This window comes from Pseudoalteromonas sp. OOF1S-7 (genome assembly GCF_022347765.1).
Lineage (GTDB): Bacteria > Pseudomonadota > Gammaproteobacteria > Enterobacterales > Alteromonadaceae > Pseudoalteromonas.
This window is the reverse complement of record NZ_JAKRFZ010000010.1, coordinates 186,258-209,789: the sequence shown is the minus strand read 5'-3', so window position 1 is coordinate 209,789 and position 23,532 is coordinate 186,258. Positions and strand designations below refer to the sequence as shown.

17 protein-coding genes and 1 tRNA gene are annotated in these 23,532 nt (G+C 49.0%); 16 read left to right on the top strand and 2 right to left on the bottom strand.

The window, feature by feature from the left end:
* Positions 1–15: 15 nt before the first annotated feature.
* The 9 genes from murD (at position 16) to lpxC (ending at position 10,192) form a co-directional block, all read left to right on the top strand.
* The gene (gene murD / locus MHN33_RS15610) at positions 16–1,341 is read left to right on the top strand and encodes a UDP-N-acetylmuramoyl-L-alanine--D-glutamate ligase (RefSeq protein WP_239399108.1); all 1,326 of its coding nucleotides are present in this window, start codon (positions 16–18) and stop codon (positions 1,339–1,341) included.
* A complete protein-coding gene (gene ftsW, locus MHN33_RS15605; protein WP_239399106.1) occupies positions 1,335–2,510 on the top strand; it encodes a cell division protein FtsW in 1,176 nt (391 codons plus the stop codon). The genes murD and ftsW overlap by 7 nt, the downstream gene beginning before the upstream one ends.
* The gene (gene murG, locus MHN33_RS15600; RefSeq protein WP_239399104.1) at positions 2,507–3,571 is read left to right on the top strand and encodes an undecaprenyldiphospho-muramoylpentapeptide beta-N-acetylglucosaminyltransferase; all 1,065 of its coding nucleotides are present in this window, start codon (positions 2,507–2,509) and stop codon (positions 3,569–3,571) included. Before ftsW ends, murG begins: the two co-directional genes overlap by 4 nt.
* Before the next feature lie 38 nt (positions 3,572–3,609).
* A complete protein-coding gene (murC, locus tag MHN33_RS15595; protein ID WP_239399145.1) occupies positions 3,610–5,019 on the top strand; it encodes a UDP-N-acetylmuramate--L-alanine ligase in 1,410 nt (469 codons plus the stop codon).
* Positions 5,016–5,924: a D-alanine--D-alanine ligase gene (locus MHN33_RS15590; RefSeq protein ID WP_239399102.1), complete on the top strand. Its 909-nt coding sequence runs from the start codon at positions 5,016–5,018 to the stop codon at positions 5,922–5,924. Before murC ends, MHN33_RS15590 begins: the two co-directional genes overlap by 4 nt.
* A gap of 1 nt (position 5,925) precedes the next feature.
* Positions 5,926–6,705, top strand: a complete 780-nt coding sequence (locus tag MHN33_RS15585; protein WP_239399100.1) for a cell division protein FtsQ/DivIB — start codon at positions 5,926–5,928, stop codon at positions 6,703–6,705.
* Entirely contained in the window at positions 6,702–7,937 is a 1,236-nt protein-coding gene (ftsA, locus tag MHN33_RS15580) for a cell division protein FtsA (protein ID WP_239399098.1), read from the top strand. Before MHN33_RS15585 ends, ftsA begins: the two co-directional genes overlap by 4 nt.
* A 20-nt stretch (positions 7,938–7,957) precedes the next feature.
* A complete protein-coding gene (gene ftsZ, locus MHN33_RS15575) occupies positions 7,958–9,172 on the top strand; it encodes a cell division protein FtsZ (protein WP_239399096.1) in 1,215 nt (404 codons plus the stop codon).
* A gap of 96 nt (positions 9,173–9,268) precedes the next feature.
* Positions 9,269–10,192, top strand: a complete 924-nt coding sequence (gene lpxC, locus MHN33_RS15570) for a UDP-3-O-acyl-N-acetylglucosamine deacetylase (RefSeq protein ID WP_239399094.1) — start codon at positions 9,269–9,271, stop codon at positions 10,190–10,192.
* A gap of 38 nt (positions 10,193–10,230) precedes the next feature.
* On the opposite strand, the gene MHN33_RS15565 is transcribed toward lpxC, so the two are convergent.
* A complete protein-coding gene (locus MHN33_RS15565) occupies positions 10,231–10,716 on the bottom strand; it encodes a DUF721 domain-containing protein (protein ID WP_239399092.1) in 486 nt (161 codons plus the stop codon).
* A 431-nt stretch (positions 10,717–11,147) separates the two neighbouring features.
* Between MHN33_RS15565 and secA the strand changes: the two genes are divergently transcribed.
* The 5 genes from secA (at position 11,148) to MHN33_RS15540 (ending at position 20,773) form a co-directional block, all read left to right on the top strand.
* The gene (gene secA, locus MHN33_RS15560) at positions 11,148–13,856 is read left to right on the top strand and encodes a preprotein translocase subunit SecA (protein WP_239399090.1); all 2,709 of its coding nucleotides are present in this window, start codon (positions 11,148–11,150) and stop codon (positions 13,854–13,856) included.
* A 76-nt stretch (positions 13,857–13,932) separates the two neighbouring features.
* Entirely contained in the window at positions 13,933–14,340 is a 408-nt protein-coding gene (gene mutT / locus MHN33_RS15555) for an 8-oxo-dGTP diphosphatase MutT (protein ID WP_239399088.1), read from the top strand.
* Between the two features lie 40 nt (positions 14,341–14,380).
* Positions 14,381–16,450, top strand: a complete 2,070-nt coding sequence (locus MHN33_RS15550) for a M13 family metallopeptidase (RefSeq protein WP_239399086.1) — start codon at positions 14,381–14,383, stop codon at positions 16,448–16,450.
* Positions 16,451–16,625: 175 nt separating this feature from the next.
* On the top strand, positions 16,626–19,211 hold the full coding sequence (locus MHN33_RS15545) for a family 20 glycosylhydrolase (RefSeq protein ID WP_239399084.1): 2,586 nt from the start codon (positions 16,626–16,628) through the stop codon (positions 19,209–19,211).
* 260 nt (positions 19,212–19,471) lie between these two features.
* The gene (locus MHN33_RS15540) at positions 19,472–20,773 is read left to right on the top strand and encodes a sugar MFS transporter (RefSeq protein ID WP_239399082.1); all 1,302 of its coding nucleotides are present in this window, start codon (positions 19,472–19,474) and stop codon (positions 20,771–20,773) included.
* A gap of 840 nt (positions 20,774–21,613) precedes the next feature.
* Here the strand turns inward: MHN33_RS15540 and MHN33_RS15535 are convergent.
* Positions 21,614–21,689 (bottom strand) — tRNA-His (locus MHN33_RS15535).
* A gap of 187 nt (positions 21,690–21,876) precedes the next feature.
* Between MHN33_RS15535 and MHN33_RS15530 the strand changes: the two genes are divergently transcribed.
* Entirely contained in the window at positions 21,877–22,692 is an 816-nt protein-coding gene (locus MHN33_RS15530; RefSeq protein WP_239399080.1) for a mechanosensitive ion channel domain-containing protein, read from the top strand.
* Positions 22,693–22,713: 21 nt separating this feature from the next.
* Positions 22,714–23,514, top strand: coding sequence for a DUF481 domain-containing protein (locus MHN33_RS15525; protein WP_239399078.1), 801 nt, complete (start codon positions 22,714–22,716; stop codon positions 23,512–23,514).
* The last annotated feature ends 18 nt before the right edge of the window (positions 23,515–23,532 follow it).

The window sequence follows — 23,532 nt, the reverse complement described above, 5'->3', positions numbered from 1 at the left end:
CACTAAGGTTATGATATGGGTTATTTAGACACCTTAAAAAATAAACACATTACCGTGCTCGGACTGGGTGTCACCGGTCTGGGCATAGTGCGTTTTTTGGTACGTCATGGCATTACGCCCAAGGTGGTCGACTCTCGCCCTGTGCCTCCTGGTGCCGACTGGATGAACCACAACTTGCCTGAATGTGAGGCGGTGTTTGGCCCGCTTGCAGAGGCGGCACTAAGTGCAACCGACTTGGTGGTGATCAGTCCCGGTGTGCCTTTGTATGAAACCTATGTGGCCCAGGCAGTCGCAGCCGGGGTCGAAGTCATAGGTGACGTCGAATTGTTTGCTCGTCTGAATGACAAACCTGTGATCGCTGTAACCGGTTCAAATGGCAAATCAACTGTGGTAAGCCTAGCGGCGGAGGTGTGTCAGCAGGCGGGTTTAAAGGTCGGGCTGGGCGGTAACATTGGCACGTCTGTGTTGGATCTGCTCGAGCGAGATTTTGATGTGTATGTGCTGGAGCTGTCGAGTTTTCAGCTCGAAACCACGCACAGTTTGCACTGTTTGAGTGCCATGATCCTCAATATTACCGAAGATCACATGGACAGGTATCCGGATTTTGCCGCCTACTGCGAAGCAAAGTTACGTATCTATCAGCAGGTCGATTGCCTGGTGTATAACGCCGACGATCCGCGTACCTTCCTGCCTCATGATAACGCACTGAGTGTGGCGCTTGAAGGCGCGACTTGCAGCTTAACGCAAGACCATGGGCAGACCTATTTTTCGCTGCATGGCAACAAGTTGTGTCCGGTCGATGTGCTGGCCATGCCGGGTAAACACAACCAGTTTAACGCTCTGGCGGTAATGGCATTGTTGTCGCCGCTGGCACTGCCAGACAGCGCATTCATTGCGGCGTTTGGGGCGTTCAAAGGGTTACCGCATCGTTGTCAGTTGGTCGCCGATGTGCAGGGAGTGCGTTATTTCAATGACTCCAAAGCAACTAATGTCGGTGCGACGGTGGCGGCGCTGGAAAGTCTGGCTGGTGAGCAAGCCCAGATCTTGTTGATCGCGGGCGGCGATGCCAAAGGGGCCGACTTGTCCCCACTCAAAGTACCTTTGCAGCGCCACTGTAAAACCGTGTTTTGCTTTGGTAAGGATGGCGCTGACTTTATGCCATTGCACCCGCACAGTCAGATGGTCAACAATCTGAGTGAGGCCGTCGCGCTGGCGGCTCAGCAGGCAAAACCAGGCGATCTGGTATTACTGGCACCAGCCTGTGCCAGTATTGATATGTATGCCAACTATATGGCCCGTGGCGAAGAATTCTGCCGGCTTGTTGAGGGACAAGTATGCTGAGCATGACCGCACTGCGGCGCACCTTCACCCCAACCCCTTCGGACTCGTTATTCGACGTGCCACTGCTGTACGCCATGTTGTGCCTGGTGGGAATTGGTTTCGTGATGGTCACCAGTGCTTCTATGCCTGTGGCTGAACGCCTGTACGATAATCCCTACCATATCGTGACACGTCACAGCATGTTTCTGGTCATGGCAATGGTGCTGTTTTGGCTTAGCACCTCAGTCCCAATGACCTGGTGGAAACGGTTTAACCCGTATCTTTTGTTGCTGGGACTCGTGCTGTTGGCCGTCGTGCTGGTTGTTGGCCGTGAAGTGAATGGTTCCAAGCGTTGGCTGCCAGTTGGCCCGATTGGCTTTCAGGTAGCAGAAGCCGCGAAACTGTTTTTCTTTAGCTACATTGCCGGTTATCTGGTGCGCAAGCGCGATGAAGTGCAGGAAAACCTCAAGGGGTTTGCAAAACCCATTATTGTCTTTGCGGTTTACGCCTTTTTAATTCTGATGCAACCGGACCTTGGCACTGTGGTGGTGATGTTTGTTACTACCGTTGGTTTGTTATTTTTGGCGGGCGCAAAGCTCTGGCAGTTTTTTGCCTTGATGCTGACTGGCGTGTTGCTCGTGGTGATGTTGATTATTTTTGAACCATACCGGATGGCCCGGGTGGTTGGTTTCCTGGAGCCCTGGGAAGATCCCTTTGGTAAGGGCTATCAGCTGGTCCAGTCTCTTATGGCATACGGTCAGGGCGGCTGGTTCGGTCAGGGTCTGGGCAACAGTGTTCAGAAGTTGCAGTATTTACCGGAAGCACATAATGACTTTATTTTTGCCGTGGTAGCCGAAGAGCTGGGCTTTGTTGGCGTGATTTGTGTGCTGTTGACACTGGCTACTTTAGTATTCCGGGCTTTGCTCATAGGTCAAAAAGCGCTTAAGTCGGGCAAGGAATACGAGGGGTATCTGGCGCTTGGGATCGGCATCTGGTTCGCTTTTCAGACTGTAGTAAATGTCGGTGCGAGTGCGGGCATGTTGCCAACCAAAGGTCTGACACTGCCGTTTATCTCCTACGGGGGATCGAGTTTATTGATCATGACCATTGCCGCAGGGTTATTACAGCGCATTGATTTCGAAACTAAGCTGTCGACCCGTCAGGCCACCTCCCGGGGAGGAAAAAAATGACCAAACGATTACTGGTTGTGGCCGGTGGCACCGGTGGACATATTTTCCCGGGTATCGCCGTGGCCAAAGCACTTGAGGCGCAGGGCTGGCAAATATCCTGGGTCGGCACCGCAGACAGAATGGAAGCGCATGTCGTACCGGCACATGGTATAGACATCGACTTTATAGCAGTTAAAGGGGTGCGCGGTAACGGGGTAAAACGCTTGCTGACTGCACCCTGGATGGTGATAAAGGCCATTTTTGCTGCCAGAGCCATCATTCGAAATCGCCGTCCGGACGTGATCCTGGCGATGGGAGGTTATGTCACAGGCCCCGTTGGACTGGCAGCTAAGCTGACTGGGGTGCCTTTGGTGATCCATGAACAAAATGCGGTTGCCGGCTTAAGTAATAAATTGTTGGCACGCATTGCCAGCAGAGTATTGGCTGCATTTCCGCAGGCTTTTGCCGAGCGTGCGCATGATGTTGTGGGTAATCCTGTGCGTGCAAGTGTGGCACAGCTTAAGCCAAAACAACCGGGGAGCGTCATTAATGTGCTGGTTGTGGGCGGCTCTTTGGGCGCGAAAGTGCTCAACGATACGGTCCCTGAGGCTATGGCATTACTGACTGAGGCAACATCCTGTGACATACAGGTTTGGCACCAAAGCGGTAAAGGCAATCACGTTGCAGTAGAAAGTGACTACCAGCGTTTTGGATTACAGGCCAAAGTGGCCGAGTTTATTGATGATATGGATCAGGCTTATGACTGGGCCGATATGGTGATTTGCCGTGCGGGTGCACTGACGGTGAGCGAGATTGCCGCCGCAGGCAAGATGGCCATCTTTGTGCCTTTGCCGCACGCGGTAGATGATCACCAGACTGCCAATGCGCGATTTTTGGTGGACGAGTCGGCGGCGTTGCTGATCCCGCAGGCAGAATTATCTGCACAGCATGTGTGCGAGACTTTGGTGTCTTATTGTCGAGATCGGGCACTGATCTGGGAAAAGGCGAATAAAGCAAAAGCCTGTGCTCAGCTGTCTGCAACCCAGTCAGTGGCAGCCATTTGCGAAGAAGTAACGAATTGAAAGAGAAAACAGTGAAAGAAATTAACAGACGCAGAGCCATGAGGCGCATTAATACCATCCATTTCATTGGTATCGGTGGTGCAGGCATGGGCGGGATTGCTGAGGTGCTGGCCTTTGAAGGGTATCGAATTACCGGCTCTGACATTGCCCAGAATGCGATGACAGAGCGGCTTATCCGTGCTGGGGCTGAAGTCTTTATTGGCCATGACGAAAATAACATTAAAGATGCTGATGTAGTCGTGGTGTCCAGTGCCATTGATACCAGCAACCCGGAGATTGTGGCGGCAAAACGCGCCCGGGTGCCGGTAGTCAGGCGCGCCGAGATGCTGGCTGAATTAATGCGCTTTCGCCATGGTATTGCGGTTGCCGGCACTCATGGTAAAACCACAACGACCAGCCTGATCGCCAGTATTTTCGCTGAAGCGAGATTAGACCCGACCTTTATTATCGGCGGTTTGTTAAATAGTGCGGGCAGTAATGCCAAGGTGGGCAGCAGCGACTATCTGATTGCAGAGGCCGACGAAAGTGACGCGTCATTTTTGCATTTACAGCCCATGGTATCGGTGATCACAAACATTGAAGCCGACCATATGGATACTTATGATGGTGACTTTGAAAAGATGAAAGACACCTATGTTGAATTCATTCACAATCTGCCATTTTATGGTCTGGCTGTGGTATGCACTGACTCGGACGTGGCCAGAGAATTACTGCCACGTTTTGCCAGACCTGCCATCACGTATGGGGAAAATTCTGAGGCTGACTATCGCATGGTGGACTTTGAACAAACCCAAAGCCGCAGCCGCTTTAAGGTCGTGCATAAGTCAGGCGAACAGCTCGACGTGACGCTCAGCATGCCAGGCAAACACAACGCGCTGAATGCAACGGCGGCGATTGCAGTGGCAAAAGATCATGATATCGGTAACGAAGCGATTTTAGCAGCGTTGGAAAAGTTTGCGGGCATAGGTCGGCGTTTTCAGCACTATGGCTCGTTCCAGAATGAGCGTGGTGAAGTGATGCTGGTTGATGATTATGGTCACCATCCCTCGGAAGTGGCGGTGACTATCCGTGCAGCGCGTGCAGGCTGGCCTGACAAACGTCTGGTGATGTTGTATCAGCCGCATCGCTACACACGTACCCGGGATCTTTATGAAGACTTTGTGAAAGTGCTCAGCGAAGTCGATCAATTGTTGTTGTTAGATGTGTATAGTGCCGGGGAAAACCCGATTGTTGGTGCCGACAGTAAGAGTTTATGTCGCAGTCTGAGACAGCGTGGTGTAGAACCAATCCATGTTGCAGACGGTCAGGATTTACAAGCAGTATTGGCGGACGTATTGCGCAACAACGATCTGGTGATCACCCAGGGAGCCGGTAATATCGGGCAAATCGTAAAACAACTGGCGGCCACTGAGCTGTCGGTCGAAAAGTTGAAGCAAGGTGTGCTATGAATGAGTTTGGCAAAGTTGCGGTATTGCTCGGTGGCTTGTCTGCCGAGCGAGAGGTGTCGTTGAAGTCGGGCCAGGCAATTATCAATGCGCTTGAGGATGCAGGGGTTGAGGTTGTGGCATTCGATCCTGCAGAGCGCAACTTGTGGGAACTCAAAGCGCTACAAGTTGATCGGGTGTTTATCGCCTTACACGGCCGTGGCGGTGAAGATGGCACCATTCAGGGGGCGCTGGAGTTTATGGGGCTGCCGTATACTGGCAGTGGTGTTTTGGGTAGTGCACTGGCGATGGATAAGGTTCGTTGCAAGCAACTGTTTGAGTCTGCCAAGCTAAGTACGGCGCGTTACTGTGTGGTCAAGGTATCCCAGGACATAGATACAGCGGCACTTATGGCCGATTTTGGTAAAGTAATGGTCAAGCCAAGCCACGAAGGCTCCAGCATCGGTATGACCCAGGCGACGTCGGCGCAGGAACTACAAGCCGCGCTGAATGAAGCGTTTAAGTATGACGATGAAATCCTGGTTGAGCAGTGGATTGAAGGTCGCGAGTTTACCGTGGCTATGCTGGCAGAAGAGGCGCTACCTGTAATAGAGATGCGCACGCCTCGGGGGTTTTATGATTATCAGGCAAAGTATCAGGCTAACACCACGGAGTACTACTGCCCGGCAGATATCAGTAAAGCGCACACTGAGCAGTTACAGGTGATGGCAAAGCATGCTTTCGAGTTGGTTGGTGCAACGGGTTGGGGCAGAGTAGATGCGATGCAAGATAGTAATGGTCAGTTTTACTTGCTGGAAGTAAATACGGTCCCTGGCATGACGGAGAAGTCACTGGTGCCGATGGCGGCAAAGCAAAATGGGTTGTCATTTAAGCAATTAGTTATTCGCATTTTGGAGCAAACCCTTTAATATGCGTGCTCTTTTGGGAAAAATCACCACTCTAAGAGACAGTGTCAACTGGTCTCTGTTGTTTGGAGTCGGCTTTTTTCTGGTTGTGCTAATTGGTTTGATGCAAAGTGGAATGTGGGCGCGTGACTGGTTAACCCAGCACAGAGATACTCAGATCAAGACATTGACGGTGCTGGGTCAGCCCTACTATACCGCCGAGCACGACATAGTGAGAGCGATCCGCAAAACGGATCTGTCGAGTTTTTTTGAGCTGGACGTTAAGGCGGTGCACGATGCGGTGCAGGCGTTGCCTTGGGTGGCGACAGTTTCGGTCAGGAAGCAATGGCCGGACGCCCTGCAGGTGTATGTTGTTGAACATAAACCGGTGGCCTATTGGAATAGTGACCTGCTGTTAAATAATGCGGGTGGTGTGTTTCAGGCTAACAGTAATCGGCTGCCAAAGAGTTTGCCAGCGCTATATGGTCCGGAAGGCAGTGAAGTAGAAGCCTGGCAGACGTTTTTACAATTGAAAGCAATGCTGGCTGTAAACCAGTTTGACCTGGTCAGCCTGGCACTCTCAGAGCGCTTTGCCTGGCAGCTGTGGCTGGACAATGGCATTCGGCTCAATTTGGGTCGGGAAGATAAAGCACAGCGTGTGCAACGATTTATAGATGTTTATCCGAGGCTGGAAAGGCCTGAAGGCGCTCGGATAGATGTGATTGACCTGAGATATGATACGGGACTGGCGGTTAGCTGGAAATTCAGCCAGAACGAAGACAATAAAGATAAGAGTAAAGCATGACCAAGTCGGCAGAGAGAAACTTAGTGATTGGGCTGGATGTGGGCACCTCTAAGGTGGTTGCAACGGTTGGAGAGATCACCGCAGACAACCAGCTGAGTATAGTGGGGGTCGGGAATCAGGTTGCCCATGGTATGGATAAGGGGGGCGTCAACGACCTTAATCTGGTATCTGACTCGATCAAACGTGCTGTTGACGAAGCGGAGCTGATGGCTGACTGCCGGATAAGCTCTGTTTATCTCGGTATTTCGGGTAAACATATTCAGTGCCAGAACGAAAGTGGTGTCGTGGCCATTAACAACAATGCAGAGATCACAGACGACGATATCGCCAATGTGATCCACATTGCGCGCTCAGTGCCTATGTCTGCCGAACGAAAGATGCTGCATTCGCTGCCGCAGGAATACAGTGTGGACATGCAAGAAGGCATTAAAAACCCACTGGGCATGAGTGGCGTGAGGATGGAAGCCAAGGCGCACATTATTACTTGTTCAAACGACATGGCGAAAAACATCGAAAAGTGTGTAGAACGATGTGGTTTACAGGTCGATCAGCTGACTTTTACGGCACTGGCATCCTGTTACTCGGTGCTGACGGAAGATGAGAAAGAGCTGGGGGTTGCGGTTGTCGATATTGGTGGTGGCACCATGGACATTGCCATTTATGTTAATGGTGCATTGCGTCATACCGCCGTAATTCCGGTTGCGGGTAACCAGGTCACAGGGGATATTGCAAAAATTTTCCGCACCCCTATTTCTCACGCGGAATCACTGAAGGTACAATACGCCTATGCGAGCAGCCAGATGGCCAGCAATGAAGAAACGATTGAAGTACCCAGCGTAGGGGGACGACCTGCGCGAATTATGTCTCGGCATACTTTATCTGAGGTGGTCGAGCCCAGGTTTCGTGAGCTGTTTGAGCTGGTGCTTGAAGAGATCCGACGCTCTGGATTTGAAGATCAAATTGCCGCAGGGATCGTACTGACCGGCGGCAGTGCAAAAATGAAAGGTGCACTGGAAGTGGCAGAAGACATTTTCCAGATGCCCGTTCGTGTTGGTAAGCCTGTAGGGATAACAGGGTTAACCGATTATGTTGATGATCCGGCATACGCAACAGCGGTAGGTTTGTTACAATACGGCCGAACGCTGCAAGTCAAGAATGCACACAGGACAAAAGCGGATGCCGAAGATGGTTGGTGGAACCGGGTCACGAAGTGGTTCCAAGGTGAGTTTTAAGCTCAAGTCGGAGAGTGAAGATGTTTGATATTATGGAACAACACGGCGAAGAAGCCGTTATTAAAGTCATCGGCGTCGGTGGCGGCGGTGGTAATGCCGTAGAACACATGGTAAAGCAGGAAATCGAAGGCGTTCGCTTCATTGTGGCGAACACCGATGCGCAGGCTCTGCGCAAGTCCTCAGCCGATGTGACTGTGCAGCTGGGTACTCAGATAACACAAGGTCTGGGTGCTGGCGCGAATCCCGAAGTAGGCCGCAGTGCAGCGGAAGAGGATGTAGATGCTATCAAGGCCAGTCTGGAAGGGGCTGACATGGTATTTATTGCTGCCGGTATGGGTGGCGGAACGGGTACCGGTGCAGCACCGGTTGTGGCCCGTGTTGCCAAGGAGTTAGGGATCCTGACTGTGGCGGTGGTGACGCGCCCATTTGATCTGGAAGGCAAAAAGCGCATGGCGGCTGCCGATCAGGGGATTGGCGAATTGTCAGAAATTGTAGATTCACTTATCACAATTCCTAACAACAAGTTACTTAAAGTTTTGGGCAAAGGCACTACATTATTAGATGCCTTTGCTAAAGCAAACGACGTATTATACGGTGCGGTGCAGGGCATTGCTGAGCTGATCACACGCTCAGGTTTAATCAATGTGGACTTCGCGGACGTACGTACTGTTATGTCAGCGATGGGCACAGCGATGATGGGCACGGCTGCGGCCAGTGGTCCAGACCGGGCACAGGAAGCGGCAGAAGCTGCGATTTCCAGCCCACTACTTGAAGATGTTGATTTGACCGGTGCCAAAGGTATTCTGGTGAACATCACGGCTGGTATGGATATCACAATTGAAGAATTTGAGATTGTGGGGAACCATGTGAAAGCATTGGCGTCTGAAAATGCAACAGTGGTGGTTGGTGCGGTAATCGACCCGGAAATGAGCGAAGAGCTGCGTGTGACTGTGGTTGCTACGGGTTTGGGTGGTGAGCGTAAACCGCAATTTGGTATTGTTGACAATGGCCTGAAAAAGGCGGTTGGTTCTGACAGTGAAGGCGGTAAAGGACAGAATATGTTTGTCCCAAGCTTTACACAAACATCAGGCGAAGGGCATGAACCAGAGCAAGGTAGTGTCGCGCCTTCTGAGCCTAAACCGGCTGGTACATCTGCACCGTCTAGCAGCGCTGGTGGTAAAGAAAAAGGGGATTATTTCGATATCCCTGCGTTTTTACGCAAACAATCTGATTAACGTCAGGTTAAAAAATAAACGATTGGCAGCTGGTTCTATCTGTGATAGAATTCGCGGTCTATTTTAGTCATTAACCAGTCAGAAGCGGACGAACCTATGATAAAACAACGAACGATTGCTGAAGTCGTTAAAGCCACAGGTGTAGGATTACACAAAGGTGAAAAGGTCACGATCACTCTCCGACCTGCGAGCGTAAATACGGGGATCGTATTTCGTCGCGTAGATCTCGACCCGGTTGTCGATTTTGAAACAACCCCCGAAGCTGTGGGCGACACGCAATTGTGTACTTGTTTAACAAACAAAGATGGTGTTCGTCTGTCAACAACGGAGCATTTGATTGCGGCCGTTGCGGCACTGGGTATTGATAATCTGGTAGTCGAGTTGGATAGTGCAGAAGTACCGATTATGGACGGTAGTGCATTACCTTTCATTTACTTGCTGCAAAAAGGTGGCATCGCTGAACAGAACCAGGCGAAGCGCTTTATTCGCATCAAAGAAAAAGTGCGTGTGGAAGACGGCGACAAATGGGCTGAAATTGATCCCTACGACGGCTTCCATATTGACTTTGAAATTGCGTTTAACCATCCGGCAATTAACGCCAGTCGGCAGCGTATTGGCCTGGACATTACGGCACAGAGCTTTACTGAAGAGATCAGTCGTGCGCGTACATTTGGCTTTATGAAAGACATTGAGTACATGCATGCCAATAATCTGGCTCTGGGTGGCAGTATGGATAACGCGGTGGTGCTGGATGAGTTTAAAGTGCTGAATCCAAATGGGCTACGCTATAAAGATGAGTTCGTTAAACATAAAATTCTCGACTGTGTTGGTGACATGTTTATGGCTGGCCACAACATTTTAGGTAAGATCACTTGCTTCAAATCGGGTCATGGCCTGAACAATAAGCTATTGCGTCAGATCATGGCGACTGAGTCTGCCTGGGAATGGGCGACATTCGACGAGCCTGTCACTATGCCAGCACCTGGCATGGAAGTCGATACAGCATTAGCAACGGCCTGAGTTGCACGAAAAGATGAAAAAAATGACGCCGAAGAGCGTCATTTTTTTTGTCCAGCATGTTTGGCAAGACGTATGAGTTTTTCTTTTAATCCGGCCGGAGCGTGTTCGGCAAGTGCCATCAGATCACCCGCTGTTTGTGCGCTCATGTGGCGCCCGCTATAAGCAGTCTCGGGTGTTTTGATCTGGTTTTGCTGCGGCGTAAGACGCTGTTGTGCTTCCGGATTGGTGCCTATTTTAACCTGACAGCAATCATGCAAGCCCGCAGCGCGAAAGCTGCTGAGGATCTCCATCTTTAGGTAGTTTAACCGCGTTGCCAGGGTTGCTGATGCGGCTTCAACGTACAGGGTGCCGTCCTGGTAGTTGGCTACACGGCATTTTTTACTGAGGACCGGGCCCAATGCATTGTGCAGGGGTTGTTGCAGTTCAGCGATGCCCTGGGCTTTTTGCATATAACCATGTAGTTTATCCGACCAGCTGCCAGCCAGTTCGTCGAGGGGTTTAGGATCAAATCGGTTTTTACTCATAGCAATAACTCACTCGCGCCAGCCTTAACACGTATTTCGCCATTTCACCGACCAGTATAACGCGTACGCGCCATTACAGATAGCACATTACACGTGTGGTCACAGGTCGGGCTTGAAATACCCCGATGCAGACCACATGTATACAAACAATACGTCGAAAACCGTGTCTACTTTCTTTAGCTGGAAGCCGATTGTACGGCGCTGCCGGTGTGTCATTGGATGGGTATGGGTGTGTTTCCCCAGACTTGTATGGTTAAATAGGAACAGATTACTTTTTGATGGTTTGCAGACGCGCATAGTCTGGTATGATAGGGCACAAATTTAACTCGGCACACAGCAAGGTCCGACTTTGTCGCCAACAGGACGAGCGAGCGTGATAACCGCGTTACCCCAGTAGGAGCTCGCAAATAGATGAGTGAAATGGTTTAAACATGATAACGAAAATTTTTACCAAGATTTTTGGTAGCCGCAACGACCGAATGATTAAAAATCTGAGAAAAACGGTCGCCCTGATCAACGCCCTAGAAGAACAATACAAGGCGCTGTCAGACGAACAACTGCAAGCTAAAACCGCGGAATTCAGACAAAGATTTGAGCAAGGTACCAGCCTGGATGACATGCTGCCGGAAGCTTTTGCGACGGTACGTGAAGCCTCCAAGCGGGTTTTTGGCATGCGTCACTTCGACGTACAAATGATTGGCGGTATTGTGCTGCATCAGGGCCGTATTTCAGAAATGCGTACCGGTGAAGGTAAAACACTCACCGCGACATTGCCGGCATACCTAAATGGTCTGACAGGTAAAGGTGTACATGTCATTACCGTGAATGACTACCTGGCGAAGCGAGATGCAGAAAATAACCGCCCACTGTTTGAGTTCTTAGGCCTGACTGTCGGCTGCAACGTGCCGGGTATGATGCCAGCCCAGAAAAAAGAAGCCTATGCGACCGACATTACATATGGCACCAACAACGAATTCGGGTTTGACTATCTGCGCGACAACATGGCGTTCAGTATTGAAGAACGTGTTCAGCGTCCACTGCATTATGCCGTGGTGGATGAGGTAGACTCCATCCTGATCGACGAAGCCCGTACGCCGCTGATTATTTCAGGTCCTGCCGAAGACAGCTCCGAGCTATACACCAAGATCAACACTATCGTACCTGAGCTGGTTTTACAGGAGAAGGAAGACGAGGAAGGGGTTGAAGGCGATGGCGACTTTACGCTCGACGAAAAGAGTAAGCAGGTACATCTGACCGAGCGAGGCCAGGTTAAAGTGGAAGAATTGCTGGTTAACAATGGCCTGATTGAAGAGGGCGATTCGCTCTACTCAGCAGGTAACATTACCCTGCTGAGCCATGTTTATGCCGCCCTGCGTGCACACAAGTTATATCAGAAAGATGTCGACTATGTTGTCAAAGACAATGAAGTCATCATTGTTGATGAGCACACGGGTCGTACGATGGAAGGACGTCGCTGGTCGGAAGGTCTGCACCAGGCGGTGGAAGCCAAAGAAAATGTCCGCATTCAGAATGAAAACCAGACGCTGGCCTCCATCACCTTCCAGAACTATTTCCGTTTGTACGACAAACTGGCGGGGATGACAGGTACTGCTGATACCGAGGCGTTTGAATTCCAGTCAATTTATGGCCTGGATACCGTGGTTATTCCGACCAACAAGCCAATGATCCGTGATGATCGTGCTGATCTGGTTTACCTGACGCAGGACGAAAAGTTTGAAGCCATTCTGGCCGATATCCGCGACTGTCAGAAACGCGGTCAGCCAGTACTGGTCGGTACCATTTCAATTGAAAGCTCAGAGTATCTGTCGCACTTCCTGCGTAAAGAAAAAATTGAGCACAACGTACTGAATGCGAAATTCCACGCTCAGGAAGCGGATATCATTGCGGATGCGGGTTTACCGGGTAAAGTGACAATTGCCACTAACATGGCGGGTCGTGGTACGGACATTATGCTGGGCGGTAACTGGCAGAATGATGTGTCTAAACTCGACAATCCAAGCGATGCGCAGATTGATGAAATTAAAGCGCAGTGGCAGAAACGCCACGATGATGTACTGGAAGCAGGGGGTCTGCATATTATCGGTACTGAGCGTCATGAATCTCGTCGTATCGATAACCAGCTACGTGGTCGTTCTGGTCGTCAGGGCGATGCCGGTTCGAGCCGTTTCTACCTGTCAATGGACGATGCGCTGATGCGTATCTTCGCTGGCGAACGCATGACTAACATGATGCGTAAGCTTGGAATGCAACGCGGCGAAGCCATTGAGCACCCTTGGGTTAACCGAGCCATTGAAAATGCGCAGCGTAAAGTAGAGGCACGTAACTTTGATATTCGTAAGCAACTACTTGAATACGATGATGTAGCCAACGATCAGCGTCGCGTGGTCTATGAACAGCGCAACGAACTGCTGGAAGAGGGCGATATTTCAGAAACTATTTCTGCTATCCGTGGTGATGTGATCAACAGTGCCATTGATCAGTATATTCCGCCGCAGAGCCTGGCCGAAATGTGGGATATCCCAGGTCTGGAAGAGCGTCTGAAGAATGACTTTATGGTTGAGTTGCCAATTGCCAAATGGCTTGAGGAAGACAACAAACTATACGAAGAGCGTTTGCGTGAGCGTATCGGCGAAGAGATTGAAGCCGCATACAAGCAAAAAGAAGAGATGGTGGGTGCTCAGGTACTGCGTCAATTCGAAAAGGCAGTCATGCTGCAAAGCCTGGATCAGCACTGGAAAGACCACCTTGCTGCGATGGATCACTTACGTCAGGGTATTCACCTGCGTGGTTATGCACAGAAAAACCCGAAACAGGAATACAAGCGCGAGTCGTTTGAGTTGTTCTCGGAAATGCTTGAAAACCTTAAAGTGGATGTCGTTGGTGTGTTGAGCAAAGTGCAGGTACGTGCTGAAGAAGATGTTGAAAAAGTAGAAGAGCAACATCGTCGCAGCGAGCAGGCACCGCGTCAGTATCAGCATGAAGAGTCAGCGCCAGTCGGTGGAGAAGCGCCCCAGGGTGCTGCGGTCGCGGCACGCACTGAACCTAAAGTCGGCCGCAATGAGCCGTGCCCGTGTAAATCGGGCAAAAAGTATAAGCAATGTTGCGGTAAACTCTCTTAAATTTGCAGCGACATTATGAAAAAGCGACCTTGTGTCGCTTTTTTTATCTCAGAAAAATAGATTATTTGAGTTAGATATGACAAAAAAAGTAGTGAATGTGGCAGTGGGTGTCATCGTGCGGGATGCGCAGTTTTTTGTATGTAAACGGGCGAAAGAGCAACATCAGGGGGGCCTGTGGGAGTTTCCTGGTGGCAAGATTGAAGCTCAGGAAAGCGTGACTCAGGCATTAGCCAGAGAACTGAAAGAAGAGATCGGTATTGACGTCCACGGTTCTGAACATTTACTGACAATTGAACATGACTATGGCGATAAACAGGTTAAACTGGAAGTGCATAAGGTCGAAGATTTTTCGGGACAAGCAACTGGGCTGGAAGGGCAGCCCAGCCAGTGGGTCAGCTGGTGTGAGTTAAAGCAATTGGCTTTTCCCGCAGCTAATGTGGCTATTCTGGACGCACTGGCACAATACTATGACGTGCTTCAGTAGCATTGGCCGTTGAGCAAACTTGATGTTAAGGATTATAAAGATGAAAAAATTAGCCGTCTCTGCCGCAGCGGTTGCACTGGCACTGGGTCTGACCGGGTGTAACGAGCAGGTGAAAACAGACTCGCAAGCTGAAGTGATGCAAGCAGAGAGTACTCTAAACTCAGGGATCGCACTGGACAATATCGATAGTGCGGTAAGGGCACAGGATGATTTCTATTACCATGTAAACGGTAAATGGTTAGCGCGCACCGAAATACCGGCAGATAAGTCTAATTATGGTTCATTCACTGAGCTGTACGATGCATCACAAAAAGCATTGCGTAAAACGCTGGAGCAGGCAGCCAGTAACGATCAGGCAAAACCTGGCTCAGACGAGGCTAAACTGGGCGATTTTTATCGCAGCTACACTGATGAATTAGCACGTGAAGAGCTAGGCACTGCACCTCTGCAGTCGTATCTGGCCCCTTTCCAGGCATTACAGAGTAAATCTGAACTACCCGCCTTATTTGCCCGTGCCTTGTCTCAGGGTGGCACTACGCCTTTGAGTTGGTATGCAAATAATGACGCCAAAAATTCTACCATGAATACGCTTTATTTGTGGCAGTCGGGTTTGGGTTTGCCGGACCGGGATTTCTACCTTCAGGACACTGAAAAGTTCACCCGCATTCGCGCTGAGTATCGTCAATATATTGAGCGCCTGATGCAGTTGATGGGCTATGATCAACCCAGTGCTGAACAGGCGGCCAAGCATATTATGGCACTTGAAACCGCGTTAGCTGAAATTCAGTGGTCACGGGTTGAAAGTCGCGATGCGGATAAAACCTATAACAAGTTTCAGGTTGATACGCTCAATGCAAAGCTGCCACATTTTGATATGGCGGCGTATCTGAAAGCGTTCGGCTTAAATACCAAAGAGCTGGTTGTGACTCAGCCCAGCTATCTTGAAGGGTTGTCGGAGCTGATTGGCAAAACGGAAGTCGCCGCCTGGCGTGACTATCTGACCTTTCACTTTGCCAGCGATTATGCGCAGCTGCTGCACAAGACGGCGGTTGATTTGAAGTTCAACTTCTATGGCAAGACGCTGCGTGGCCTCGAAGAGCAAGCGCCGGTTTGGAAGCAAGCGGTGAATGCCAGTAACGATGTGCTGGGCGAGCTGCTGGGTAAAATTTATGTCAAAGAGTATTTTCCGCCAGAAGCGAAAGCACGCATGGGGGAGCTGGTCGACAACTTGATCAAAGGGTTTGAGCAATCCATTGAAGAGCTGGAGTGGATGAGCGCAGAAACTAAGCAGGCTGCGAAGGTAAAACTCAGCAAGTTTACACCTAAGATTGGTTACCCGGACAAGTGGCGGGACTACTCAGGACTACAGATCAATGCTGATGACCTCGTTGGTAACTATGTGCGCTACAATGAGTGGGCCTATCAGGATATGGTGGGTAAAGTCGATAAGCCAGTCGATCGCAGTGAATGGTTTATGACGCCGCAAACCGTTAACGCTTACTACAACCCGGTTAATAACGAAATTGTCTTCCCTGCTGCGATATTACAGCCACCATTTTTCAACCTGGAAGCCGATGATGCCGTTAACTATGGTGCCATTGGTGCCGTCATAGGTCATGAACTGGGCCATGGGTTTGACGATCAGGGTGCCAAGTATGACGGTGATGGCAACTTGCGTAACTGGTGGAGTGAGCAAGATCTGGCTCAGTTTCAGGCGCGCAGCCAAAAATTGGTTGAGCAATATAACCAGTATCAACCGTTTGAAGATGCCAGTGTAAACGGTGAGCTAACATTAGGCGAAAACATTGGTGACCTTGGCGGTTTGAGTGTGGCGCTTAAAGCGTATCAGCTGTCTCTGCAAGGCAAACCAGCTCCAGTCATTGATGGTTACACTGGTGAGCAACGCTTCTTTATGGGATGGGCGCAGATCTGGCGTCGCAACTACCGTGATGAAGAACTGCGTAATCGTTTGATGACGGATTCGCATTCACCGAGTCACTATCGTGTTATTGGTGTACTGCCCAACATGCCGGCGTTTTACGATGCGTTTGATGTCAAAGAAGGCGATAAAATGTATCTTAAACCGCAAGAGCGGGTCAAAATCTGGTAAGTGTTTACTGCTATCATGGCCGCCAGTTTCTGGCGGCTTTTTTGTATTAACTCTATGATAAAAAAGGCGATAGAGATCTTGTAAGGAAAAATTGATAGCGCTGTCATTTTTTCTTCTATATGATGGTATTTACAACAATTTGAAGTTTGCGCTCAGCGCAGGTTAAGGAGCCGGAATGAAAATACAGAAAAAACTGCTCACCCGGGCCATCGCGGCCACGCTTTTAGTCCCGATGATGGCACAAGCCGCCTGGGATAGCTCGCAACTGCAAGCCTTTACTGACAACACCACCTTCACATTTGCAGTAGAAAGCAATCATCACAATGGCAGCAGCAGCTTTCTGGCTTCTATCACCTTACAAAATGACTCAAAGTTAGCGCTCCCAGCTGGCGAAAGCGACTGGCAGATTTACTTTCATTCAATCCGAAAAGTGGCCACTGAGCAGGTAAGTGGATTGAAGTTTGAGCATGTGAATGGCGACTTACACCGTTTAGTGCCGACTAAGGAGTTTGCCGGATTAAAACCGGGCGAAACTCTGACCATTCCCTATGAAGCCGCCGCCTGGATAGCCGCTTATACCGACTTTATGCCGCGTGCATTTATGGTCAGTGGCAATTCAAAACCGGCCGTGTTCGCCAATACAGACAGCGAAAACATGCTGGACTTTGTCGCACCGATTGTACGTGATAACCAACTGGATCGTCACGGAGAGCCAAAAGACTTATCTCCGCGTGCAACCGCGGCATGGCGTTATGAACAAAACCAGCAGACCGGCAAGTTGTCTCGTGAAGACGCGCTGAAACGCATCATCCCTAAGCCGATGGATGTTGATTTCAACCGAGGCTATGCAGACTTGTCCAGTCAGTGGCAGATCCGTTATGCGGGCAGATTAAAAAGTGAAATTGCCGTATTTCAGGAAGATTTGGCCGATTATGCTCTGACATTGGAAGCACAGCCGGATCATATTAGCGCCGGCAAAGCCAAAACAATCTATTTGCAAGTCGCGGACCTGAGCGATTTGGGCAGCGAAGGCTATCAGCTGGAAGTAGACGACAACAAAATTGTGATCACAGGCCATGACAATGCAGGCGTATTTTACGGTATCCAGAGTTTGCTTGCGTTATTCCCGGCAGATCAACAAGGCCAGATACAGGTGCCTAATGTAGAGATTAAAGATGCCCCGCGTTTTGGCTGGCGTGGTATGCACTACGACAACGGCCGTAACTATCATGGCAAAGAGGCGCTGTTCAAATTGGTTGAACAGATGGGCCGTTACAAGCTGAACAAGTTTCACTGGCACTTTTCTGAAGATGAAGGCTGGCGGCTTGAGATCCCTGGTTTGCCAGAGCTGACGGATATTGGCGGCTATCGTTGCTTTGACTTACAGGAGCGTGAGTGTTTACTGACTCAGCTTGGTACTGGTCCGCATAAATCGGGATCGGGCAATGGTTATCTGACCCGGGATGAGTTTGTTGAACTGCTCAAGTTTGCCAAGGCGCGTCATGTTCAGATCATTCCAGAGATAGAAGGTCCGGGCCATGCTCGTGCCTCGATTAAGGCCATGGAAGCGCGCTATCATACACTGATGGAAGCGGGCAAACCGGAGCAGGCAAAAGCCTATTTGCTCAGCGATCCGCAGGACACCTCTAAGTACATCACAGTACAGAATTATACCGATAACTCCATGAATGTGTGTCAGGATTCGACTTATGCCTTCATTGAAAAGGTCACCTATGAGTTACAAGGCATGTATCGTGAAGCCGGTACGCGCCTGACCAACTTGCACTTTGGCGGTGACGAAGTGGGCGCCGGCTCCTGGGTGGATTCGCCTGTGTGCCAGGCATTGTTTGCTGATCCTAACAATGGCATTGCTGGCCCGACCGACCTCAAGCCTTATTTTACGCAGCGAGTCGCCACTTTGCTGGCAAAACGAGGAATTGCGCCGGGCGCATGGGAAGATGGTCTGATGTACGACAAGGTCAATCCGTTTAACCGCGATGCATTTCCCAATGCGGTCTTTACCGCCAATGTCTGGGACAATATCTGGGAGTGGGGTGTTGCTGACAGAGCGCATCGTCTGGCCAATGATGGCTACCAGGTGGTGCTGTCCCATGGTACGCACTTGTACTTTGACCACCCTTATGAGCCACACCCGGCTGAGCGCGGCTATTATTGGGCTGCCCGCTATACGGACAGTAAGAAAACCTTTAGTTATATGCCGGATGATGTCTATGCCAATGCCGACTTTACCCGCAGTGGCGAGGTTATTGAAAATTTAGAAGCCCTGGTTGGTCGCCCGCTGCCCGAGCTTGAAAAGCCGGAAAATATTTTTGGTATTCAGGGGCAGGTCTGGAGTGAAACCATTCGCACTGAAGCGCAGATGCAGGCGATGGTTTTTCCTCGTTTACTGGCAATGGCTGAACGTGCCTGGCATAAAGCCGGCTGGGAAGGGGCGCGCCTTGATAAGAAGCGCTTTGCTCAGGACTGGTATGGGTTCTCAGCTGCACTGGCGTTAAAGGAATTGACTAAGCTGGACAAGGCCGGTGTCAATGTGAATTTGCCGGTGCCAGGGGCAAAAGTGATCGAAGGTCAATTGTACGCCAACAGTGCATTTGAGTATTTAACGATTGAAGTCAGTCTCGATAGTGGCAGTAGCTGGCAAACTTACACAGCTCCGATGAGTGTGAGCAAGTCAGATAGCGTATTATTACGTACCCGTTTAGGCGATAAAAAGTTCAGTCGTACCACTGGGTTAGACTAATTGTCAATTTATCTCATTCTGGGGTAGGCGATTCTCTCTCCCCAGAGTGAGGACATTTGATTACAAAACTAACTAGAAAAAGGCTAAATTTTAACGTAAAGTTAAATGTCAGCGCTGTCATTTTTGGGTCTGAGTTGTAAAGCAGCTGTCCTGATGATGCGACTGTCTGGGCCGATAGCACAGAAAATTATAATCCGGATTACTTTTAATTCGTTTTAATCCGACCTGTATTAATCTTAATTAGCAACAAGAAGAGTTTTATGGAAGCGACAGTGGAAAAAGATGACCTCGAAAAGCAAAGTGTCTGGTTACCTATGACACTTGCTGGCTCAATGTTTTTTATATTGGGCTGTATCACCTGGTTAAATGGTGCTATCACGCCATTCCTGCAGCAAATGCTGGAACTGAGTCCGCTACAGGCCTCTTTCATTATTTCCTCATTTTATATCGCCGTGACGGTTGCGGGGATCCCCTCTGCGATGCTGATAAAGCGGGTTGGATATAAAAACGGCATGGCGATTGGCTGTGCTGTAATGGCGTTGTCTGCGCTTATGTATATTCCGGCAGCCAAGATGCAAATGATCGAAATCTTCTTGTTTGCACAACTTATGATAGGGGTTGGGCAGACGGTACTTCAAACCGCGGTCAATCCGTATGTAGTGAAAATGGGATCTGAGCGTTCGGCAGCAGTACGTGTCTGTATCATGGGATTGCTAAATAAATCGGCCGGCGTAATTGTACCCATTGTATTTGCTGCAGTCGTTGTCAGCGGTGTTGTAAATGAAGGGGAGTCACTTAGCCAGGCTCAGAAAGATATGATGGCAAATAGTCTGATTGCGCCTTACCTGGCGATTGCTGGATTGATTTTCCTGTTTGCAGCATTTGCTAAGTTTTCTCCATTACCTGATCTTGTGTTTGAAGAAGAAGGGCAGACGGGTAAAGGGGAGGTTAAAGAAGCCTTAAGTCACCCTCATCTGGCGTTAGGTGTGATTGGTATCGCATTATACGTTGCCGTTGAAGTCATTGCCGCTGACACGATTGGCTCTTACGCTCTGCAATTAGGGATTGCTGATTACTCTGTTATGACTTCTTATACGATGGGTTGTATGCTCATTGGTTATGCAATTGGTATCGCTTTGATCCCACGCTTCATGTCGCAACAAAATGCGCTGGTCATGTCTGCAATTGCTGGTATTGTTACCGTTTTTGCTGTAGTTTTAGGGGACAATGAATCGACAGCCTTGGCAAATATATTGCTCGTACCTTTTGGTGGTCCTCAATTGCCGGATCCCCTGCTGTGTATTGCTTTGCTGGGATTTGCTAACGCTATGGTTTGGCCTGCTATTTGGCCATTGGCTCTGGATGGATTGGGGCGCCTCACTGGTACCGCTTCAGGCTTGTTAATCATGGGTATTGCAGGTGGTGCGTTAGGGCCTCTATTGATTGGTGTTGGTAACGTGGCTGGGCTAGGTGCTCAGGGCGCGTACAGTTTAATGCTACCCAGCTATCTGTTTATTCTATTCTATGCCCTGAAAGGGCATAAGATGAGAAGCTGGAAATAGCGAAAAGAATTTCTATCTGTAAAGTAGAAATAATCCCGTGTGTAATGCCACCGTAAGGTGGCATTTTTTATGCCATTTTTTACCGATTATATGCTTATTCATTCCTTCACTTGAATTATCGACGTATTCAGGTGCGAACTCGCTTTACTGAAAAGCATGTAGAAAATTTCTCAATATTCTTGATGTAATAAAAAAGTTAACTTTGTGGGTGTTAAAACAAACGCATTTTTATACCAATTTGCTTAGTTAAGTGTTCTATTTTGAGGCAAGAAAATAGGGTTGATAACACCGCTCCCGCGTCCTGCTATCGCTGAGGCACCTACATCCATTTAGGCGAGGCAAAAATTTGCGAACCTATGTCTAAGGTATAAGGTTCTAAATAAGAAATTTCTAACACCGTTAGCGCCATATTTGCTCCGTCAAATTGAACAGGTATTAAGTGAAATTGGTATTACTTTTAAGAATTGATAAATATGAAACTTCAGGTAAAAAAGAGAACACTCAAAAAGATGTCTCTGATCAATTCAGAGTTGGATGTATACGAGCCACCTTATCAATTCAGAGTTGAATGTACGAGCCACCTTATCAATTCAGAGTTGAATGTACGAGCCACCTTAAAGGTAGCCGGTGCTGCAGCGAGTGCCACACATACCGTGTACAGTGTTGGTACAAATTGTGTAACCAGTTAACCTTATAATATCAGGCTCCCTGCGGTAGTCGTTGAGGTCGTTTAAATGCCGCAGTTTAGTGTGCAGATTCGATTCATTTCAGAGAGAAAAAACAGAACTAAGATGAGTTTACTAGCTGATGAGGTGCACTAAATATAACAAGGAGAGGAAATGGGGCGACTGACGAGGCTTGAACTCGCGACAACCGGAATCACAATCCGGGGCTCTACCAACTGAGCTACAGCCGCCATAATAGATAACACCACCTTTGTTGGTGTGGCGCGCATAATACATAAAAACATGGGCTTTGCAAAGGGTTAAACTGAAAAAAATCTCAAAGAAGTTCGTTGAGTATCTCCGGCTTGTACAGCTAATATTCATACAGGCAGGGTAAAATCGCCCCGCTATCTCACTCAAGTGCTTACAGGAGTCACTATGGAAACGATTGTTCATTGGGTCGATGATAACTCATCCTTGATCATACACCACCTATTTCAGGGGCTGCTAGCCCTGGTTATCTTCTTTATTGGTATGAAGCTGGCAAAATTTGCAGCAAACCTGACGGAGAAAGCGTTTAGTAAACGCAAAGTGGATAAAGCGGTTGGCGCGTTTGTTGGTAATATTGCCTACAGTATTGTGTTTGCAGCGACGTTGTTGATGGCGTTGTCTCAGGTAGGTATAGAAACAACCTCGTTTGTGGCTATATTGGGTGCGGCTGGTCTGGCAATCGGTTTGGCCTTGCAAGGCTCGCTGTCGAACTTCGCCTCTGGTGTTCTGATCATTATTCTTCGCCCTTTTAAGTCGGGTGATTATATTGAAGCCGGAGGAAAAGCAGGTAGTGTTCAGCGTATTGAGATTTTCTCAACTGAGCTGAGAACACCGGATAACAAAGTCATTATTATGCCTAATTCGGCGATTATGTCAGGTGCAATTGTCAATTACTCTCGTGAAAAAACACGTCGCATCGATTTAGTTATCGGGGTGAGTTATGGCGCGGACCTCAGAGAAGCGAAAAATGTGTTAAAATCCGTGCTGGACAAAGATCAGCGGATCCTGAAAGAGCCGGCTTATACAGTCGCCGTATTAGAAATGGCAGATTCAAGTGTCAATTTTGTTGTGCGCCCCTGGGTTGCAACATCAGACTACTGGCCGACTTACTTTGATCTTGTTGAGAATATAAAATTAGCGCTGGACGATGCTAATATCGAAATTCCATTCCCGCAAATGGATGTTCACCTTCACAAAGACTAATTAATGACAGGTTTATAGGCAATGAAATTACAACTTTTATCTCTGTGCATATTGGCAGCCGTTAGTGTGAATGCTGCTGCAGAAGAAGCTTCGGCAAAGAAGCCAAAACAGAAAAAAACCTGGGATATCACCAGTGAAGTGGGTGCCATTATCACCAGTGGTAACACTGAAACCACGACCCTCAAGGGCGCACTTAAGGCTAAGCACAACCTTAAGAACTGGCGCAATGAGTATAAGCTGGACGGGATCTACAAAGAAGATGAAATTGAAAACGACGATGGTGAACGAGTAAGCGAGCGAACCAACGAGAAGTATTCAGTTTCAATGCAAGGTAACTACAAGCTTAACGAAGATCACAGTCACCTGTTTATTTATGGCTCTTACGACTCTGACTATTTTGGTGCCTACCGCAGTGAAACCGTTGTCTCTGTGGGTTATGGCTTACGCTTACTGAACCTGGATACTATGTATTTAGATGCTGAAATCGGTCCCGGTGTGAAGCGCTTTGAATATCAGGATGACAGTACAGAACTTGATGAAAACGGCAACCCACTTGCAGGTACGACGGATAATGAGGTTATCGGTGTTGCCAAAGTAGATTTCGAATGGCAGGTATCGGATAACGCGCGTTTTACTCAACTGGTCGGGGTTGAGTACGGTGATACCAACACTAAGACGACATCAGAGTCGGCACTGTTGACGAAGATCAATGGTTCTTTACAAATGAAGGTGGCGTACAATATTACCCATAACTCAACAGTCGATGAAGGCAAGGAAAGTACAGATACGGAAACATCATTGACTTTGGTTTACAGCTTTTAACATAATTAACTAAAGATA

Bases quoted from the DNA above. Each gene is read 5' to 3' on its own strand.
- murD (WP_239399108.1), top strand. From the start codon at position 16: ATGGGTTATTTAGACACCTTAAAAAATAAACACATTACCGTGCTCGGA.
- ftsW (WP_239399106.1), top strand. From the start codon at position 1,335: ATGCTGAGCATGACCGCACTGCGGCGCACCTTCACCCCAACCCCTTCG.
- murG (WP_239399104.1), top strand. From the start codon at position 2,507: ATGACCAAACGATTACTGGTTGTGGCCGGTGGCACCGGTGGACATATT.
- murC (WP_239399145.1), top strand. From the start codon at position 3,610: ATGAGGCGCATTAATACCATCCATTTCATTGGTATCGGTGGTGCAGGC.
- MHN33_RS15590 (WP_239399102.1), top strand. From the start codon at position 5,016: ATGAATGAGTTTGGCAAAGTTGCGGTATTGCTCGGTGGCTTGTCTGCC.
- MHN33_RS15585 (WP_239399100.1), top strand. From the start codon at position 5,926: ATGCGTGCTCTTTTGGGAAAAATCACCACTCTAAGAGACAGTGTCAAC.
- ftsA (WP_239399098.1), top strand. From the start codon at position 6,702: ATGACCAAGTCGGCAGAGAGAAACTTAGTGATTGGGCTGGATGTGGGC.
- ftsZ (WP_239399096.1), top strand. From the start codon at position 7,958: ATGTTTGATATTATGGAACAACACGGCGAAGAAGCCGTTATTAAAGTC.
- lpxC (WP_239399094.1), top strand. From the start codon at position 9,269: ATGATAAAACAACGAACGATTGCTGAAGTCGTTAAAGCCACAGGTGTA.
- MHN33_RS15565 (WP_239399092.1), bottom strand. From the start codon at position 10,716: ATGAGTAAAAACCGATTTGATCCTAAACCCCTCGACGAACTGGCTGGC.
- secA (WP_239399090.1), top strand. From the start codon at position 11,148: ATGATAACGAAAATTTTTACCAAGATTTTTGGTAGCCGCAACGACCGA.
- mutT (WP_239399088.1), top strand. From the start codon at position 13,933: ATGACAAAAAAAGTAGTGAATGTGGCAGTGGGTGTCATCGTGCGGGAT.
- MHN33_RS15550 (WP_239399086.1), top strand. From the start codon at position 14,381: ATGAAAAAATTAGCCGTCTCTGCCGCAGCGGTTGCACTGGCACTGGGT.
- MHN33_RS15545 (WP_239399084.1), top strand. From the start codon at position 16,626: ATGAAAATACAGAAAAAACTGCTCACCCGGGCCATCGCGGCCACGCTT.
- MHN33_RS15540 (WP_239399082.1), top strand. From the start codon at position 19,472: ATGGAAGCGACAGTGGAAAAAGATGACCTCGAAAAGCAAAGTGTCTGG.
- MHN33_RS15530 (WP_239399080.1), top strand. From the start codon at position 21,877: ATGGAAACGATTGTTCATTGGGTCGATGATAACTCATCCTTGATCATA.
- MHN33_RS15525 (WP_239399078.1), top strand. From the start codon at position 22,714: ATGAAATTACAACTTTTATCTCTGTGCATATTGGCAGCCGTTAGTGTG.